The sequence below is a fragment of the Rhizobium sp. P38BS-XIX genome (assembly GCF_012641435.1).
Classification (GTDB): Bacteria; Pseudomonadota; Alphaproteobacteria; order Rhizobiales; family Rhizobiaceae; genus Rhizobium.
On record NZ_JABAIJ010000004.1, the window covers coordinates 294,801 to 312,417 of the forward strand.

14 protein-coding genes are annotated in these 17,617 nt (G+C 58.9%); 8 read left to right on the forward strand and 6 right to left on the reverse strand.

Annotation, left to right across the window (positions count from 1 at the left end; translation table 11 throughout):
* Window positions 1-81: 81 nt before the first annotated feature.
* From HGP17_RS33760 to HGP17_RS15755, 5 genes are all read left to right on the forward strand, one after another.
* Window positions 82-495, forward strand: coding sequence for a hypothetical protein (locus tag HGP17_RS33760; RefSeq protein ID WP_246704117.1), 414 nt, complete (start codon window positions 82-84; stop codon window positions 493-495).
* Between the two features lie 105 nt (window positions 496-600).
* Complete coding sequence (locus HGP17_RS15740) at window positions 601-861, forward strand: PsiF family protein (protein ID WP_168810517.1); 261 nt, start codon at window positions 601-603, stop codon at window positions 859-861.
* A gap of 308 nt (window positions 862-1,169) precedes the next feature.
* Window positions 1,170-1,643, forward strand: coding sequence for a (2Fe-2S)-binding protein (locus HGP17_RS15745; RefSeq protein ID WP_168810519.1), 474 nt, complete (start codon window positions 1,170-1,172; stop codon window positions 1,641-1,643).
* Window positions 1,643-2,626 carry a xanthine dehydrogenase family protein subunit M gene (locus tag HGP17_RS15750; RefSeq protein WP_168810521.1) on the forward strand — a complete coding sequence of 328 codons (984 nt, stop codon included), beginning with the start codon at window positions 1,643-1,645 and terminating at the stop codon, window positions 2,624-2,626. Before HGP17_RS15745 ends, HGP17_RS15750 begins: the two co-directional genes overlap by 1 nt.
* A complete protein-coding gene (locus tag HGP17_RS15755) occupies window positions 2,623-4,911 on the forward strand; it encodes a xanthine dehydrogenase family protein molybdopterin-binding subunit (RefSeq protein WP_168810523.1) in 2,289 nt (762 codons plus the stop codon). The genes HGP17_RS15750 and HGP17_RS15755 overlap by 4 nt, the downstream gene beginning before the upstream one ends.
* A 70-nt stretch (window positions 4,912-4,981) precedes the next feature.
* Here HGP17_RS15755 and HGP17_RS15760 read toward each other — a convergent pair whose 3' ends face one another.
* Window positions 4,982-6,067 (reverse strand): DJ-1/PfpI family protein, encoded by a 1,086-nt coding sequence (locus tag HGP17_RS15760; protein WP_168810526.1) that lies wholly within the window; start codon window positions 6,065-6,067, stop codon window positions 4,982-4,984.
* Window positions 6,068-6,167: 100 nt separating this feature from the next.
* On the opposite strand from HGP17_RS15760, the gene HGP17_RS15765 reads away from it, so the two are divergent.
* Complete coding sequence (locus HGP17_RS15765; RefSeq protein ID WP_348648948.1) at window positions 6,168-7,154, forward strand: helix-turn-helix domain-containing protein; 987 nt, start codon at window positions 6,168-6,170, stop codon at window positions 7,152-7,154.
* Between the two features lie 15 nt (window positions 7,155-7,169).
* On the opposite strand, the gene HGP17_RS15770 is transcribed toward HGP17_RS15765, so the two are convergent.
* From HGP17_RS15770 to HGP17_RS15785, 4 genes are all read right to left on the reverse strand, one after another.
* Window positions 7,170-8,204: an ABC transporter permease gene (locus HGP17_RS15770; protein WP_168810528.1), complete on the reverse strand. Its 1,035-nt coding sequence runs from the start codon at window positions 8,202-8,204 to the stop codon at window positions 7,170-7,172.
* Window positions 8,204-9,685, reverse strand: a complete 1,482-nt coding sequence (locus HGP17_RS15775) for a sugar ABC transporter ATP-binding protein (RefSeq protein ID WP_168810530.1) — start codon at window positions 9,683-9,685, stop codon at window positions 8,204-8,206. The genes HGP17_RS15770 and HGP17_RS15775 overlap by 1 nt, the downstream gene beginning before the upstream one ends.
* Before the next feature lie 324 nt (window positions 9,686-10,009).
* Window positions 10,010-11,893, reverse strand: a complete 1,884-nt coding sequence (locus tag HGP17_RS15780) for an MFS transporter (protein ID WP_168810532.1) — start codon at window positions 11,891-11,893, stop codon at window positions 10,010-10,012.
* 363 nt (window positions 11,894-12,256) lie between these two features.
* A complete protein-coding gene (locus tag HGP17_RS15785) occupies window positions 12,257-13,456 on the reverse strand; it encodes an MFS transporter (RefSeq protein WP_168810534.1) in 1,200 nt (399 codons plus the stop codon).
* 338 nt (window positions 13,457-13,794) lie between these two features.
* Here HGP17_RS15785 and HGP17_RS15790 point away from each other — a divergent pair, with 338 nt between their 5' ends.
* A complete protein-coding gene (locus HGP17_RS15790; RefSeq protein WP_168810536.1) occupies window positions 13,795-15,354 on the forward strand; it encodes a DUF4070 domain-containing protein in 1,560 nt (519 codons plus the stop codon).
* 382 nt (window positions 15,355-15,736) lie between these two features.
* Window positions 15,737-15,979, forward strand: a complete 243-nt coding sequence (locus HGP17_RS15795; protein WP_168810538.1) for a DUF1127 domain-containing protein — start codon at window positions 15,737-15,739, stop codon at window positions 15,977-15,979.
* Window positions 15,980-16,424: 445 nt separating this feature from the next.
* Here the strand turns inward: HGP17_RS15795 and HGP17_RS15800 are convergent, their stop codons facing one another.
* A complete protein-coding gene (locus tag HGP17_RS15800; protein ID WP_168810540.1) occupies window positions 16,425-17,456 on the reverse strand; it encodes a class I SAM-dependent methyltransferase in 1,032 nt (343 codons plus the stop codon).
* Between the last annotated feature and the right edge of the window lie 161 nt (window positions 17,457-17,617).

Sequence of the window (17,617 nt, forward strand, 5' to 3'; positions counted from 1 at the left end):
CCGAAATGTCGGAGCGTTAGCATAGGCCTATTAGGCGGATATGACGGCTTGATGGTGATGCGATCAAATATGAGCTACTCCATGAAAGCGGGAAAAATTTTCAGTTTCGCTTCATTTTCACTTCAGCGTTCCTTCAGTTTGCGCGCCTACATGACAAGAGCCGGGGAAATCATGCCTCGCCAAAGGGTAGAAAAACGCCCCGTGAAACCGGACGTCAGCTTCCAGACCCTGCGACGAGGCGTTTGCAACGCTCGACTGCCTTCGTTGATCGGCAGTTCGACTTACTCTCTGGAGCCTAAAATGGGTATCGGAAAACTCATCGAAGAAGTAGCAGGCGCCGTCGCTGCGGAAGACGCCGTTGAGGCTGTGGACCCGAAGGCGGGATTCCTGACAAAGGCGGCCGCCGCGGTTGCGGGCTTTGAAGGCGTCAACAAGCTTACAGATGTGCTGCAGGAAAAAGAGCAGGCATCGAACGCGGATAACAGCAGCAACTAACGCCTTCAGTCGCGAGGTTGATTGCTGCTCTCCAAGAGCAAGCAGTGATCTCTGTGTCCAAATCTGCGCCCGCAACAGGCGGGCTTTCCCAATAGGAACACGTCGATGAAACTCTCCAGAACACTTGCCGTTGCCGGTATGCTGGCCTTCGCCGGATCGGCTTTTGCGAACTCGCCAACAGCGATGACCACGGCCACGCCTGCTGCGACCACGTCCGCAACGACTGCCAAGGCCGCCGCACCTTCAGCCAAGGATAAGCAGGCAATGTCCAAGAAGTGCTCGGCTGATGCCAATGCAAAGAGCCTGCACGGAAAAGCTCGCAAGAAGTTCCGCGACGATTGCATTGCGGCCGCCAAGAAGAGCTGATCGCCGCACTCTATCTTCAATCATTTCGGAAGCCGGGTTTGTCCCGGCTTTTACTTTTCCAATCCCCCTTCGTCGATCGTGGCGTTGGGGTAGGGCTTGACGAAAATACGGCAGGCCTTAATTTAAACGGAGGCGCCTCCGTTTATTGGCGACGCCGTTGACATCACGATCCAGATGAGTGCCGGCAGCCATATCGAAATGCCATCGGCCTCATCCTTCAACAGAAATCATAGAGCAAACGGTAGACCCACGAACAGACCCTCCTAGTTTCGTAGGTCTTATCTTCGTGACGATAGCAGGAGCTTATCATGACACGAACCATCCACATCGCACTCGATATCAACGGGCAACGACACGAACTCGATATCGAGCCACGCGTGACGCTGCTTGATGCGCTGCGTGAGCACCTGGCGCTGACGGGCACCAAGAAGGGCTGCGATCAAGGCCAATGTGGCGCCTGTACCTGCCACGTCGACGGCAGGCGCGTGCTTTCCTGTCTCACCTTGGCCGCGCAGGTCGAGGGCCGTGAGATCACCACCATTGAAGGCATTACCAGCGAAGCCGGCGATCTGCATCCGGTGCAGGCCGCCTTCATCGAGCATGACGCGTTTCAATGCGGCTATTGCACCCCCGGCCAAATCATGTCGGCGGTCGCCTGCATTCGCGAGGGGCATGCGAATTCGGATACGGAAATTCGCGAATATATGTCCGGTAATCTCTGTCGATGCGGAGCCTATAACAGCATCGTTGCGGCGGTGCGCCAGGCTGCGGAGGTGGCATGATGCGAGATTTTTCGTATGTCAGGGCCAATTCGCAAGCTGAAGCAGGTAAGGCAGCGCAGCAGGCCGGTGCCATGCTGCTGGCTGGCGGCACGACGTTGCTCGATCTTGCCAAATGCGGCGTAACCGAGCCGGATACGGTCGTTGACATCACCCATATCGCCGGCATGAACGCTATTGTCGTCGATGCAGGCGGGGCGCGGATCGGCGCACTCGCGAAAATGAGCGACGTTGCCGATCATCGTGACATTCGTGCGGCCTTCCCGGCGGTTTCGGAATCGCTGTCGCTTGCCGCCTCCGCCCAGCTGCGCAACATGGCGACGATCGGCGGCAATCTGCTGCAGCGGACGCGCTGTTCCTATTTCCGCGATCCCGGTGCCTTTTCGGCTTGCAACAAGCGCAATCCCGGTTCCGGTTGTTCCGCCATCGGTGGCGTCACGCGCAATCATGCAGTGCTCGGGACGAGTGACGCCTGCATCGCCTCTTATCCTGGCGATCTGGCGGTTGCTCTGGTCGCGTTCGACGCCACGATTGACACGGACAGCCGTAAAGCGACCGTCGACGATTTCTTCCTCTGTCCTGGCGATACGCCGGACAAGGAAACGATCCTGCAGCGCGGCGAAATCATCACCGCGGTCGGCATTCCCGCTACGGCAGCCGCTCGCAATTCAACCTATCTCAAAATTCGCGACCGGCAGTCCTATGAGTTTGCAGCGGCAAGTGCCGCCGTCGGCCTGGAGCTTGAGGCAGACGGCAGGACGGTTCGCGACATTCGCGTCGCACTCGGCGGTGTCGCGACGAGGCCCTGGAGGGCTCGAGAGGTCGAACAAGCGCTTGTCGGCAAGGCACTCGACGTTGAACTTGTCAAAAAGGCCAGTCGCCTCGCCATGGAGGGTGCCGTCTCGCATGGCGGCAACCACTACAAGATCGAACTTGCGCCGCGCGTCATCGCCCGCGCCATTCTGAAAATGGGAGGCCTTGTATGACCATGATGGAACCCCGCAAGCATGGCGATGCGTCCGACGGCACCGTCGGCGGTCGTCAATCGCGCTTCGAAGGCAACATGAAGGTGACGGGAACGGCCACCTATGCGTTGGAATATCCGGTCGAAAACCTCGCTTATGCTGTTCTTGTTCAAAGTACGATACCGGCTGGACGTGTCGTCAGGATCGATGCATCGGCCGCGCTCGCTATGCCCGGCGTGCTGATGGTGCTGACGCCGGAAGATGATCTCGGCTTGAAGCTCGGCGGCGATTGGGGCGGCAACAGGCCTGTTGAAGGCCCCTACTATCCGCTTCCACGCGAGGTGCAGTTTAACGGTCAGTCGATTGCCGCGGTTGTGGCCGAGAGCCGCGAGCAGGCGACGGAAGCAGCGAGACTGGTGAGGGTCACCTACGAAAAAGGCAGGCATGTCGCCGATCTCAAAGATCCGAATGGCGGCGAAGGGAAGCTTGTCGATGCCTTGTCCTCCGCCTGGGGCGATGCAGAAGCCGCACTTGCCGCCTCACCGGTGCGGATTGAGGCGGAGTATTCGACGCCGCGCGAATACCACGTTGCGATGGAGCCGCATGGGCTGACCGCAAGATGGGATGGCGACCAGCTGACGATCTGGGAGCCGAGCCAATGGTCGCACGGGATGGCGCGCATGTATTCCGAATGGTTCGACATGCCCTATGAGAATGTCCGGATCATTTCGCCCTTCATCGGCGGCGGTTTTGGGTCGAAGGGGCAGCCGCTCGCCTATGGTGCGGTTGCAATCGCGGCCGCAAGAAAACTTGGCCGCCCTGTGAAGCTTGCGGTCACCCGTCCGCAGAATTTCACGAGCTATGGCGGCCGGGCAGGGACCAGGCAGAAAATCGCGCTTGGCGCGAGCGAGGATGGTATCCTGCAAGCGATCGTTCATCGCGGTGCAAGCGAAACTTCTGTTTATGCCGACTGGCCCGAGCAGACGGGAGCCGCTACCGCTGTTCTCTACAAAGTCGAGAACTTTTCCTCACAGCACCGCATCGTCCCGGTCAACAGTGTCACGCCAGGCGCGCTGCGCGGCCCCGGCAAAAACCCGAGCGCCTATGGCATCGAGTGTGCCATGGAAGAGCTTGCCTACAAGCTTGGCATGGACCCGCTCGAACTCAGACTGAAGAACTACGCCGATCACGACTATCAGTCGGGAAAGCCGTGGTCGACGCGCCGGCTGCGCGAGGCACTGACTGAAGGTGCGGAAGCCTTCGGCTGGTCGCGGCGCAGCCACGAACCGCGCTCCATGCGGGAGGGCAAGACTTTGATCGGATGGGGTATCGGCTGCGGCACGTTTCCCGTGATCCGGGCGCCCAGCGAGGCGATGATCCGTATTCTCGGCAACGGCAAGGTCGAGGTCGTCAGTGGTGCGATCGACATGGGGCAGGGGACCTACACGATCCTTGCACAGAGTGCCGCCGAGGTGTTCGGCATTCCCGTGGACCAGGTCGAGGTGCATCTCGGCGATTCACGTCTGCCGGGTTCGGCCATCGCCGGCGGTTCGATGCTCGCAGGCTCGATCATGGGCGCTGTCCACAAGGCAGCGACTGCCGCCCGCGACGAGCTTATCGGTCTTGCGCTCAACGACGCCAATTCTCCGTTCCGCGAGACGGGCGCAAATACGCTCAATTTCGCCGAAGGCCGCATCATGGCGCCGCGCGGCGAGACACCGTCGCTTACGCTGGCCGAGCTGATGACAGCGCTCAAGCGCGAGGAGATCGAGGTCCGCCGAAATACTCTGCCGGACGGTGCAAACGCACAGGAGCAGCGTCAGGCATGGACCACCATGGCGAAGGTTCAGGGCCCAACCATGGGCGATTTCTCCATGCATAGCTGGTGCGCCCATTTCGCCGAGGTCAGGGTCGACGAGGATTTTGGCACAGTGCGCGTTTCCCGCATGGTCTCCGCCTTCGATTGTGGTCGCCTCTACAATCCGCGGCTGGTCGAAAGCCAGTGGCGGGGCGGCATCATCATGGGTATCGGCCAAGCTCTTCTCGAAGAAGGCCTGATCGATCCGCGTAACGGACGGACGGTCAACAACAATGTCGGTGACTATCTCGTCCCAACGAATTCCGACATTCCGGATATCCAGGTGATCTCGGTCGGCGTACCGGATCACCAGGCGTCTGCGCTTGGTGGAAAGGGTGTGGGCGAAGTCGGCATCGTCGGCGTTGCGCCGGCCATTGCCAACGCCGTTTTCCATGCGACCGGCAAGCGTATTCGCGATCTGCCGATTACCCTGGAAAAGCTAATCTGAACTCAATTGGTTTTGAGCCGTATCGTATCCGGATGCGGCTCAGATCCTTTGTTCGCCTGGCGGGCGTCGGTCACGGCTTTGCTGGATATTCCAGCTGTAGACTGACAATGTCGGCAGTGCTTTCGCCATAACGGCTGGAAATCTCGGAGAGCGCATGGTCAAGCGTTTGAGCCGAGGGAAAGGCCGGAATTTCCAAGGCAGGCCCGTCAGAATTCGAAGGCGTTTCCGGGATCAGCACAAGGCCGTTGCGAGAGCGGATCAACGACGATTTTTCCGCAACGATCGCCTGCGAACGATAGGTTCTGGACCAGGCGTCTGCGGTCAGGGCAAGTGCGATTTCATCGAAACCATCCCGAACTGGCAGTCGAACGGTTTCGTGGCGCCAGAAAGCAAGAGAGTTCTGCGCGAACCGAAAAAGGCGGCTTGTCGTCATTCGGAATGACGACGTGTCATGCGAGATGCCCCAGTCGCTCACGCCGAGGTGGGTGGCGACGGAGCGCGCTTTCGCAGGTCCGGCGATCGCGTCGACCAAGGCGAGCGATACCGGAATAGAGGCCGTGACCCCGGTCGTGCTCACAACGCTCCCATCGACGACGTAGCGTTGGTCGCGCACCCAATGGGTATGAGGAAAGGCGTGGCGTATCTTGTCGAAGGCGTACCAATGCGTCGTCGCCCGCCTGCCTTCGAAAACACCGGCGCGAGCCGCAAGCCAAGCGCCTTCGCAAATCGAGACGACGACTGCCCGCTTCGAGGATTGTTCACCAATCCAGCTGACGACATCGCTGTTTCTGCTGTCGTGCATGGCAGGGACGATAATGATGTCAGCGCCTTCCGGATGCGCCCGATCGAATTCGGACATTGTGGTGTCGGGCATGATTTTCAATGCCGGCATCAGGTCGATCGCACCCTGATGGGTCGAGACGATGGTAATGTCTGCGATGCCTGCATCGCTGATGACGCCATAGGGAACGACGAGATCGGTCGTTTCCGTTCCGGCATTGTCCGCCGCTATGGCAATCAGTGGGCGCGTATGCCCGGGCTTCAACGGTGGTAGGTGAAGGACGCTTTCCGTGGCGAAGGCGGCTCCGGCGGCCGAAATCGCGAGAATGAACGCCAGCGATGCGAAAAGGAAAAATCTCAAATCAGCGCGATGCATGGGAAGGACCCTTATTGGCATAGGTGCGCCATCAAAATATTCCTGGAGTAGGCTGGCGAAAATGTCAAAGATATCGCATTTTCTGCCAATGAAAAACTCCGTGAAAAGTGTCCGGCATGTTGCCGTCATTGGCTATGACGGCGTCCAGGCCCTCGATATTGTCGGCCCCATGGAGGTGTTCGCCATGGCGAACTTTCATCTGCCGCCGGATGGGGTGCCTTACGACGTCGTGCTTGCCTCGCCCGGCGGAGGAGCGATCAAGAGCAGCTCCGCCGGCGGTTTGGTGTTTGGGGAGGCCGTTAGCCTTCGGGACTTGCCTGGCAATTTGGATACGATCATTCTCGCGGGCGGAAGCGAGGAGGGGTTACGACAGGTCATATTTGGCTCTGGTCTGCTTGACTGGCTACACTCTCGAATAGCGGTTACGCGGCGAATGGCGAGCGTTTGCACCGGGGCGTTCATACTGGCGGCCGGCGGCTTTCTCGATGGCCGTCGAGCTACCACGCATTGGAGTTCCTGTGCGCTTCTGAAGGAACTTCGGCCCGAGATTGAGGTTGAGCCCGATGCGATCTTTGTCGCCGCCCCGCCGGTTTTTACCTCCGCAGGAATTACAGCAGGCATCGATCTATGCCTGGCTTTGGTCGAAGCCGATTGTGGTCCGCAGACGGCCCTTGCGGTTGCCCGTCAGATGGTTTTGTTCATGCGCAGGCCAGGCGGACAGTCGCAATTCAGCACTGGCCTTTCGCTTCAGGCAAATGCGACGCCGCGTCTTCGCAAGCTCATGCGTGAGATCATCGAAGATCCGACGGGGGATCTCACCGGTCCGATCCTGGCCGCTCGCGCAGGAATGAGCGAACGAACCTTCGCGCGCAGCTTCCGCAAGGAGGCCGGCACGACACCGATGCAATTCGTGGAAACCGCACGGTTGGATCGGGCGAAGGCTCTTCTCGAGACGTCGGATTGGCCGCTTGCCCGCATTGCCGAACGGTCCGGATTTGGGAGTCTCGACACACTGCACAGGGCGTTTTTGAAGCATCTGCGCGTGACGCCCGGATTCTACCGTGCCCGTTTCGGCGTGGATCTCTGATCCAGGTCGCTGGCATCATCCCTTATTGCGGGCGATGCCATAGGTGAGGGCAAGCGCACCGACGAGAACGGCACCCTTGATGAAGTCCTGAGTGTAATACGGCGCGTTCAACATCGTCAGGCCATTGAGGAGGACGCCGACAAAAACCGCGCCAATGGTCGTTCCAAGCACGTTGGGTCGACGCAAGCCGAGGACCGCGTATCCGATCAACGAGGCCGCCACGGCATCCATTAGCAGCGAACCGCCGGACGAAACGTCACCGCGGCCGACACGTGCGGCAATGATGATGCCGCCCAGCGATGCAAGCATGCCGGAAAGCACGTAGGCCAAGATCTTCAGGCGGGCGATATTGGCGCCGGCCAAACGCGTCGCAGCTTCATTCCCGCCCGTCGCATAGAGCAGGCGGCCAAGCCGGGTGCGCTCCGTCAGGACATAGAGCACGAAGGCGACGACAAGCATGAGAATGACGGGGAACGGAACCGTTCCGAAGAGGCTCGATCGGCCGATGCCGAGAAAGGCTGGATCGACTTTGCCCGTCGCGGTCGTGCCGTTCGGCAAAATCAGCCCCACCGAAATCGAACGTCCGGCAGTTGGAATGAGCTGAAGGCCGGAGAGAAGGAACATCGTTGCGAGCGTGGCCAGGAGATCCGGCACTTTCAGCCGCACGATGAGTGCGGCGTTCGCAAGCCCAACGAGCGCGCCGAAAGCAAGCACGAGCGGCACCGTCTGATAAACGTCGAGATCGAGCACGATCATGGCATAGCTTGCGGCCATGACGCTGGAAGCTGCGACAGCGCCGACGGAAAGATCGAAACCGCCGATCGCAAGCGTGATCGTGACACCGGCGCCGAGGATGGCGACGACGGAGACCGCTTGAAGAATGCTCATCAGATTGTTGATGTTGATGAAGGCGGGTTGAGCATAGCTGAAGACGATGAGAAGGACGATCAGCAGCAGAAACACAGCACTTCGACGCACGAACTCTCTCAGGGAAACCGGCTCGCCTGCTAACTTGCGTTGTTTCTCCATCTGGATGGTGCCGTCGCTCATCAGGCATATTCCTCATTACGGTTTTGGTCGGCGGCTGCGAAGGCGGCGTCTTTCAGGCTGTGATGCTCCATCACCAGGACGCGGTCGGCGACTTCGAGTGCCTCTTCCGGGTCGGATGTCGCGATCAATGTGGCGCGGTCGCCATGGGCGCGTATGGCGGCGATGATGTCTTGCCGGGCGCCGACATCGACACCCTGAAAGGGCTCATCGAGAAGCAGCAGCCGGCTCGGTTCCGCCTCCCAGCGTGCCAGGACGACCTTCTGCTGATTGCCGCCGGAGAGCGACCAGACCGACGCCCCGGCTCCAGATGCTTTGATGCCGAGCCGCTTGATCGCCTTCTCGCCCTCCCGGCGCTCACGACCGGAGAGCAGGAGGCCGGAGGGATACCATCGACCGAGATGTGGCAAGCTGATCGTTGCGGCGATGCTTTCCCCCGGCCAGTCGGCCGGCATGAGTGAGGAACGATGACGATCGGCGGCCGCCATGACCACGCCGCGCGCGATCGCATCGGCCGGTGTGGCTGGCCTATAGGGTGCGTCGTCCAGGAGCATCTCCCCTGTGGCGGGCCGTTCGATGCCGAAAATTGTCGAAAGCAACCGGCTCTTGCCGGCGCCGAGGACACCGGTTACCGCAACCACTTCGCCGGCACGAAGGGTGAGGTCGAAAGGCACACTGCCGGCAAGGAGCTGCATGCCACGCAGCTCCAGCCTCTTTGAGCCGAGCTGTTCCCGACGTTGCGGGCGAGCCGTATTCAGTGATCGGCCGATCATGGTTTCAATGGCTGCGTCGAAGTCGATCGGCCGGGTGAAGGCACCGACATTGCGACCTCCGCGCAGGACGACCACGCGGTCGGCAAGCGCATCGAGATCAGCCGTGCGATGCGAGATGTAAAGAATGCCCATGCCGCGCGCCTTCAGCCGCAGGACGATTTCGTACAATCGCTGCGCTTCGCGCGTGGAAAGACTAGCCGTCGGCTCATCGAGGATGAGCAACTGTGCCTTGTTCGATAGCGCGCGGGCGATGGCGACCATCTGACGATCGGCGGCGCCAAGCTCGCCGAAATCGCGCTCAAGCGGCAAGTCGAAACCGATCTCATCCAGTATGGCTGCAGCTTTGCGCCGCACCGAGCGCTTCGACAGGAAGAAAGGCTGTCGTCCGTCGACGAATTGATGGAGCAACAGCGCATCGGCAACTGAAAGTCCTGCGGCGCCGACGACATCTGTCGACTGGTGAACGGTAACGACGCCTTGAGCGGTCGCCTCTGCCGGACTATTGGCGCGATAGGCTTCTCCGTTCCAGGTGATGCCGCCCGAATCCGGCTGATGGATGCCGGACAGGATGCTTACCAGCGTCGATTTGCCGGCGCCGTTGGCGCCCATCAAGGCGACGATCTCTCCGCGATCGATTGTCAGGGACGCATCCGCCAGGGCTTGCGTCGAGCCGAAGGCGCGGGACAGGTTTTGAATAGCCAGCAAGGTCATGGGGGATACGTCGTTAATCGTTCCCACACTCCTAGGCTTCCACTGCCCAATCACAAGGCGCGGTCTTCCTTTGATGACTTATTCTATAGAATATATTTTCTTGGAGCCGGATCGAGCAATTCCGGTCTGCGAAGAGACAGGCTGAGATGCGTAATTCATCGTGCGAACAAAGTTGGAGCAGCGAAAGCGTGCAAACGATGATGCCGCGCAAGAGGCACGGAACTCGATCACGGCACTGCGCCGATCGCTGAAGACTGTCGACCCGTGTCCGGGAATTGCTTCTAAAATGAAGCCCGGCACATGCGGTGCCGGGCTTCCGTTGCGCTATTTGATCGCGTTCAGATCGACGCCCTTCGTCTCGCGAACGAAGACGATGCCAATGACCAGTGTCATGGCAGCAATCGCGATGGGGTACCAAAGACCGTAATAGATATCACCCTTGGCAGCACTCATCGCAAACACTGTTGCCGGCAGCAGGCCGCCGAACCAGCCATTGCCGATGTGATAGGGCAAAGACATGCCGGTATAGCGGATACGTGTCGGAAACATTTCGACGAGGATCGCGGCGATCGGGCCGTAGACCATTGTCACGTAGATCACGAGAATCGTCAGGATGGCGATCGTCAGTGGCCAGTTGATCGCGGCTGGATCCGCGACCATCTTGAAGGTGCCGCCGTTGGCGATGGTGTAGACCGGCATGTCGGTGGCGCCGGCTGCCTGGTCTGCGGTCAGAAGCTTCGCCTTGACGAGATCGGCAACCGGGGTCACGGTCTTGTCGCCCGCTCTCACCGTCGCCGCGTTCAGCCCAAGCTCAGGGTTGGCAGTGATGAAGGCATCGAGCTTGACGTCCGGAACCTTGGCCGGATCGCGTGCCAGCGGGAAGCCGGCCTTCTGCAATGCAAGGTTCATGTCATGGGCGAAAGCGGCGCTCTTTGCGGCGGCACCGGCCCCGGCGGCCGTCGCGTCGTAGGAGGTAATCGTCGCATCACCCACCTTGATGGTGGCCGGTTGCCCGGCTGGGCCGTCGGTAACCTTATAGGGAACCGACGATTTCGAGAGGAAGGATGTGGCGATATCGCAGGAATTGTTAAACTTGGCAGTGCCTACCGGATTGAATTGGAAGGTGCAATCGCCGGGAGCCGCGGTGACTGTCGCCCGGACCGTTTGTTCCGCCTGTGCAAGTGCGGGATTAGCCGCGCTGGTCAATGCCTTGAACAACGGGGAGTAAGTCAGGATCGCCAGGGCCAGGCCCGCCATGATGATCGGCTTGCGACCGATCTTGTCGGAGAGCCAGCCGAAGAACACAAAGAACCCGCTACCGATGAGCAGCGCAATTGCGATCATGATATTGACGGACTGGCCATCCACTTTGAGCACGTTTTGCAGGAAAAACAGCGAGTAGAACTGACCGGCGTACCAGACGACTGCCTGGCCGGCGGTAAGGCCGAACAGCGCAAGAAGCGCGATCCGGGCGTTTTTCCATTGACCGAAGGCTTCCGTCAGCGGCGCCTTTGAGCCTTTGCCCTCTTCCTTCATTTTCTTGAAGGCGGGCGATTCCCGCAGTGACAGACGGATCCAGACCGAGATGCCGAGAAGGACGCAGGAGAGCAGGAACGGGATGCGCCAGCCCCACGCGGCAAAGGCATCCTTACCCATCGCATTTTGAACGACCAGAATGACGATGAGTGACAGGAAGAGACCCAGCGTCGCGGTCGTCTGGATCCAGGATGTGTAATAGCCGCGGCGGTTGTCAGGCGCATGCTCGGCCACGTAGGTGGCCGCACCGCCATATTCACCGCCGAGCGCGAGCCCCTGTAATAGGCGCAGGATGATGAGGATCACGGGTGCCGCAAAGCCCCAGCTACCGGAGCCGGGGAGAACGCCGACCAGGAAGGTCGAGAGACCCATGATCAGAATGGTCACCAGGAAGGTGTATTTGCGGCCGACGAGATCGCCGATCCGCCCGAACACCAATGCGCCGAACGGCCGGACGAGAAAACCTGCGGCGAAGGCGAGCAAGGCGAAAATATTGCGTGTTGCTTCCGGATACTCGCTGAAAAATGCCGTGCCGATGAAGGCAGCCAGGGATCCGTACAGATAGAAATCGTACCATTCGAATACTGTTCCAAGCGAAGAGGCGAAGATGACCTTCTTCTCTTCCCTGGTCATGCCTCGACTCGTCGTCTCGGCCACGGACGTGGCTGCCATTGCTCAATCCTCCCAATTGCACCAAGGACATGGTCCAAAGACAGGTGTCATGTCCCCCATATGACATTAAGCAGGGCCTTCCCGCCGAACGGCGCGGAAGGTCGCGCCAGTGGGTGCTCTCCGGATTTCCTCCCCCAGGAGATCACGCACCTGATGCATTGGTGAGTTTTAGCTAAAAATTGAAAATTGCAATGGCTGCAACCTTTGTCGCTGCCGGAAAGCTGTGTGTAAGCTTCGTAAGCGACGAATATGCTGGGCCTTGGGCTTGCCTTGGGTAATTCGAGCGTTCGAACCCGATGGTGCAGCGCTTCAAATGCACTGCACCCGGGCATGATTCGCCAAGGTCGTTGGCGCCGTGAGGGCCTAAACCGGCTGCATCTGCAGCCTTTGCATGGGCGGGAAGGCGAGTGCAATAGCGGCAGCGCCCAGCCCTACCAGCGACGATCCAATAAAGAGCCAAGCGTAATTGGCAAACGTATCGAAGATCCAACCGCCAATGAGAGGGCCGGCCGCCATGCCGATGCTCGACAGCATCGAGGCCGCGCCGAACACCGTACCAATCACCCGCGGCCCGAAATATTCGCGCGCAAGGACCGCGTAGAGTGGCATGACCCCGCCATAGGCGCTGCCGAAAACGATTGCCAGCATGTAGAATTCATGGAGTTCGCTGACCAGCAGATAAGTCGCAAGCGCTGCGGCTTGTACAAGAAGGCCGGCAACCAGAACCGGCTTCACGCCCAATCGATCGGCAAGCGTGCCGTAGAGGAGGCGCCCGCCGAGGCCAGCCAGACCCTCGACGCTATAGATGCTGACGGCGGCCATCGGACCAACGCCACAGATCGTGGCATAACTGACCATGTGAAAGATTGGGCCTGAATGTGCTGCACAGCAGGCGAAGAAGGTAGCGCCAAGAACGAGAAATTGCGGTGACCGGAAGATCCGGCCCAATGGCAGGTTCCTATCCTCGATCTTCCCTCCGGCGCCTATCGTCTCATCGGTCGTCGGGGCCCGTCTCACCAGAAGGGCTGCCGGAACAAGCAGAATCCACGCCATAAGGCCGATGATCAGCATCGCGGAGCGCCAGTCATAAGCGGAAATGAGATAGCGGGCGAAGGGCGAGATCGTCATCGGCGCAACGCCCATTCCAGCTGAGACCAGGGATACCGCAAGGCTCCGACCTTCGTCGAACCATGCCGTTGTTGCGGCGATCATCGGTGCGAAGAAGGCGCTGGCCGCAAGGCCGACGAGGATGCCGTAGGTCAGTTGAAATTCGAAAAGCGAGCTGGCTCTGCTGGCCAATACCAGCGCCAGCCCGAGCAGGAGGGCGCCGATCACCACCACGATGCGTATACCGAAGCGATCGGTTGCGGCACCCCAACCAAAAGCGCCCAGCCCCATGACAAGGAAGTTCAAGGTCATCGCGGCGGCGATGCCGGCATGCGACCAGCCGGTATCCGCGGCGATCGGCACCTGAAAGATGGCAAGGGAGAACATTGTGCCAAGCGCGACACAGGTCATCAAGGCTCCGGCACCGACGATGACCCAACGATAAGACGAACTCATTTTCTGTCTCCTCCTCCGAACCAGATCGAACATTGGCAAACGAACCTGAGAGCCAGGTGTCTCGACCCGCTTATATAAAGACGCTCGTGATCTGCGCTTTTCGACATGGAGCTTCAAAAAATCAGCGCCGGATTTGAAAGGACACACCATGCGTCCAATCGCGCCGAATTCGCATTGCTTCGCTAATTTAATCCTGAGCTCATATAAGGCTGCTAAGACCATCCCTTAGATGCTGAAAGGCTTGCTCTGCCGCGAGACGGCAAGAGCAGGCACACGTGAATGACAGACAGTTGATGTAGGCCGAACCAGATCTCGAAAGTCGTGGAGCGGAATATTCAATGGCTCATATCGTCATCATCAATCCGCGTTTCGAAACCTCCTACTGGGGGATGGAACATGCGCTGCCGCTATTCGATGTAAAGGCCAATCTTCCCGTCGCCTGCCTGCCGCTGCTTGCGGCGCTGACGCCTGCGGAGCATTCAATCACTCTCGTGGACGAAAATGTCGAACCGATCGACTTCGAATTATGCGAGAGGGCCGACATCGTCGCATTGACCGGAATGATCGTCCAGCGGTTCCGGATGACGGAAATCCTGACAGAGCTCAAACGTCGCAATTGCTTCACCGTAGTCGGCGGACCGTGGGTCACGGTCAAGGAGGACTATTTCGGCGATCTGGTCGACGTCTCCTTCATCGGCGAAGCTGAAGAGACATGGCCGAAATTCCTGATTGAATGGCAACAGGGTTGCCATGCCGACCGTTACGAACAATCCGACAAGACGGATATGAGCCGTGTGCCGGTTCCCCGCTTCGATCTTTTGAAAATGGACGAATATGCTGTTGGCAGCGTCCAGTTCTCACGAGGCTGTCCTTTCACTTGCGATTTCTGCGACATCATCGTCGTCTTCGGGCGCAAGCCGCGCATCAAGGCTAGCGCGCAGGTTATTGCCGAAATAGAGGCGCTGCTGAAAGCGGGGATGGATACGGCCTTCATCGTCGACGATAATCTCATCGGCAACAAGAAGGCGATCAAGGACGTGCTGCGTGATGTCGTCGCCTGGCAAGAGCGCCATCATTATCCGATGACATTCTTGACGGAAGCTTCGATCGACCTCGCAGACGACGCCGAATTGATGCAGTTGATGGTCGACGCCAATATCCGTGTCGTCTTCATTGGCATCGAAACGCCGAACGAGGAGGCGCTGCGCGAAACCAAGAAGCTGCAGAACCTGCGCAAGGGCGGCACGATGCTGGATAAGATCCACACCATCCAGGAGACTGGCATGGAGGTCTGGTGTGGCATGATTCTGGGCTTCGACAGTGACGATGCGACGATCTTCGATGCGCAGCGTGTCTTCATCAAGGATGCGCGCATCGTCAACGCCATGATCGGCATGCTCGCGGCGATCCCGAAGACACCACTCTATACGCGCCTTGCCAAGGAAGGGCGCCTGGACAATGACGACCCTCCCGCTTTCGGAACCAATGTCATTCCTCTGAACCTCTCTCGCGAAACGCTACGGGATGGATATCTTTCGGTCCTCAGCGACCTGCACCAGCCGGCTGCCTATTTTGACCGCCTTGATGCGCTCTACATCGATGCGCGGATCGAACCCGAAAGTACCCGCTTGCGTCATCTGCGTCGTCATCCGTTACGCTTGATTGCACTCAACGCTACCTGGGCATTGGAGGCAGTTGGCATTTTTGTCAGGCTGATGCGGCGCGTAAAGGAGGTCGAACTGCGCGCCGTCTATCGTCAGCGCTTTCTCAAGCTCCTCCTTCATCGGCGTTCCCCAGTGGTGTTGCAGATCTATGCGATCAAATGCGCCATGCACTATCATGCCCACATCATGGTCCAGCAGATGCGCACCGGCGGCGGCATCGTCAATTCGTTTTGATGATGACATCGACTGTTGCGCTGGCGCAACAGTTTGGGTGGCTTTCCTACAATTCGAAATTGTGGGGGTTGCCGATCCACGGATCTTGCGTATTATACGCTCATCCGCAAATCAAACACAGGAGGCGTAAAATGCAGCATCTACGAATGTTTATCTACGTCTCCGGCGGAATGATCTCTCCTGCGCAGGTGTGTGACGCACCGAACGCACGACGAGCATTCATTTAAGGCCAAAAAGCCTTATTTGCAGCCGTTCAGGCGCATTTCTTTCAAACCTATATTGACTTGCTAACGGGATGATTTGGCGCGTCCGGAACGTGCCCGCTCCTGAAGCCGGTCGAGCTTCAAGAGGACTTGGCTGCGAGAGCACGCCAGGAAACGCAATGACTCAATCACAATTACTGGTTGCCGATACCCTAACGGCGACGATCGATGACCTGTACCAAAAATTCGGTGCGTGGAGGACCGCGCGCGCCCTTCTGTTCGTTGTCTGGCGGCAGCGTCAGACTCGCAATCAGCTATACGAGCTATCGAACCATCAGCTTCGGGATATCGGTCTTCCGGAGCGCGAAGGAAGCCTTGGTTCTCCGCGTTTCCTGCCGCCGCATCTGCGCCAGTTCAATTGAGCCGGCGCGGATGCGAACGATCATGGCGCTGATGCGCAATAGTTTGACGATAACGTCCACCCATCGGTTTGAATGGGTGGAAGCTGTAAGCGGCAGAAAAGATCGATCCGGCGCGGAGCTTCATAAAAACAAGGCCGGCCCGGAAAAGCTGGGAGCAGGGGAGGGCATACGCTCTTCCCTGCCGTCCAGCGCTTAGGCGTCATTTCTGCTGTTGATCGCCCGTCACCGACAGACGTACCCGTTGCCGATCAATTTCAGGACCATCCAACAGGGCGGATGCAATGCTACCGCGCTGCTTGGCGTCACACCTTGCCTGATCCAGCAGGGCACAAAAAACACAGCGCGGCGCGCAATTGCCTCGATCTCAAGTATTGCCGCGTAGCACGTTCAAGCCCCGACCGACCGTGCCGCTAAGCACTCCGGCCGATCAGGGTAATCTGCCATATCAGACAGTCAGCATCGCGTAGATTACGCCGCCATTTTCGCCGCGTGTCACCGATTTTTCTGCGATCGGATGCTGGACCTTGTCGATGATCGACCAGACTTCCTTGTCCGTTCGCCAGATCAACGGCCAGTTCATGAAGGTCTCCATGTAACCTTCGACGCCGATATCCTGCGCGAAATTTGCCAGCAGGAATTTGCCGCCCGGCTTTAGCATCTGCAGGCAGCGCTCCGTCAATTTCACGGCGACGCTTTCGGCAAGATAGTCGTAAAGACCAGCTGCATAGATAAAATCGAACGTCCCAAGCTTCTGCGCCCGTCCCAGAATGGTGCGAACGGAGCCGTTCACCGCCTCGATGCAGCTGCCGTGGAAATTGGAACTCACGGTGCCCACGCTGATCGGATCCTGGTCCAGCGCGACCCATCGCTTGAGCCGGTCACCCTTCAGAGCCTCGGAGCGCTCGGCCTCGCGAAGATGGCCGGCGGCGATTGCCAGTATCTCCGCATTCTCAGTGTCCGCAGCAACGGTGTCGACATGGGCGGCCAGAAGAGCACGCCTTTCCCTGACGGCGACCGCCGATGGAGACTGCTTGGTGAAATTGTAGACCTCGGTACCAAGCGGAGAGGCTTCTTTCACCTGCGCGGCGACCGCTGGATGTTCATAAATGAAATCAAGCAGTTGGGCGTCGCCACTATAGCCGCGGGGCTTTTCGAAAGACCAACGGGTCAGCGGATCCTGAAGCAGGAAGGATGCAACGGGATGAGCTTGCGCCAGAGAGGCAAGATGCGCCCAGGTGAGCGGTGTCGACTTGCTCTTCAGTATCTGCAAACGCTCCGTCAGGGCTTTCATAAGGCCCGGAACCGGCGCGTTTGCGTCAAACGCCTGCTGTGTCAGCGATAGAATGAGGGCGAGTTCGGCCTCGCCCTCCTTAATCTGATCGGTTGCAAGGTCACCGACCGTCGATCTCGTGTGGTCCGAGATAGATTGGGACGTGACAAGGCTATAGCCATCGAGAGCAGTTTGAAATTGTTTCAATTTTAAATGATTCCGTGAAGACTATGAAAACCATATCGCACATAAAATGTGAGCGCTATGGTTTTGTTAACGTCACTATTGCAACGCTGTCGGTATCAAACGGACCAAATTGGCGGCCTGGTGAAGCGCGGGATTTTGTCCAGTCGAGCGACGCAAGTGCG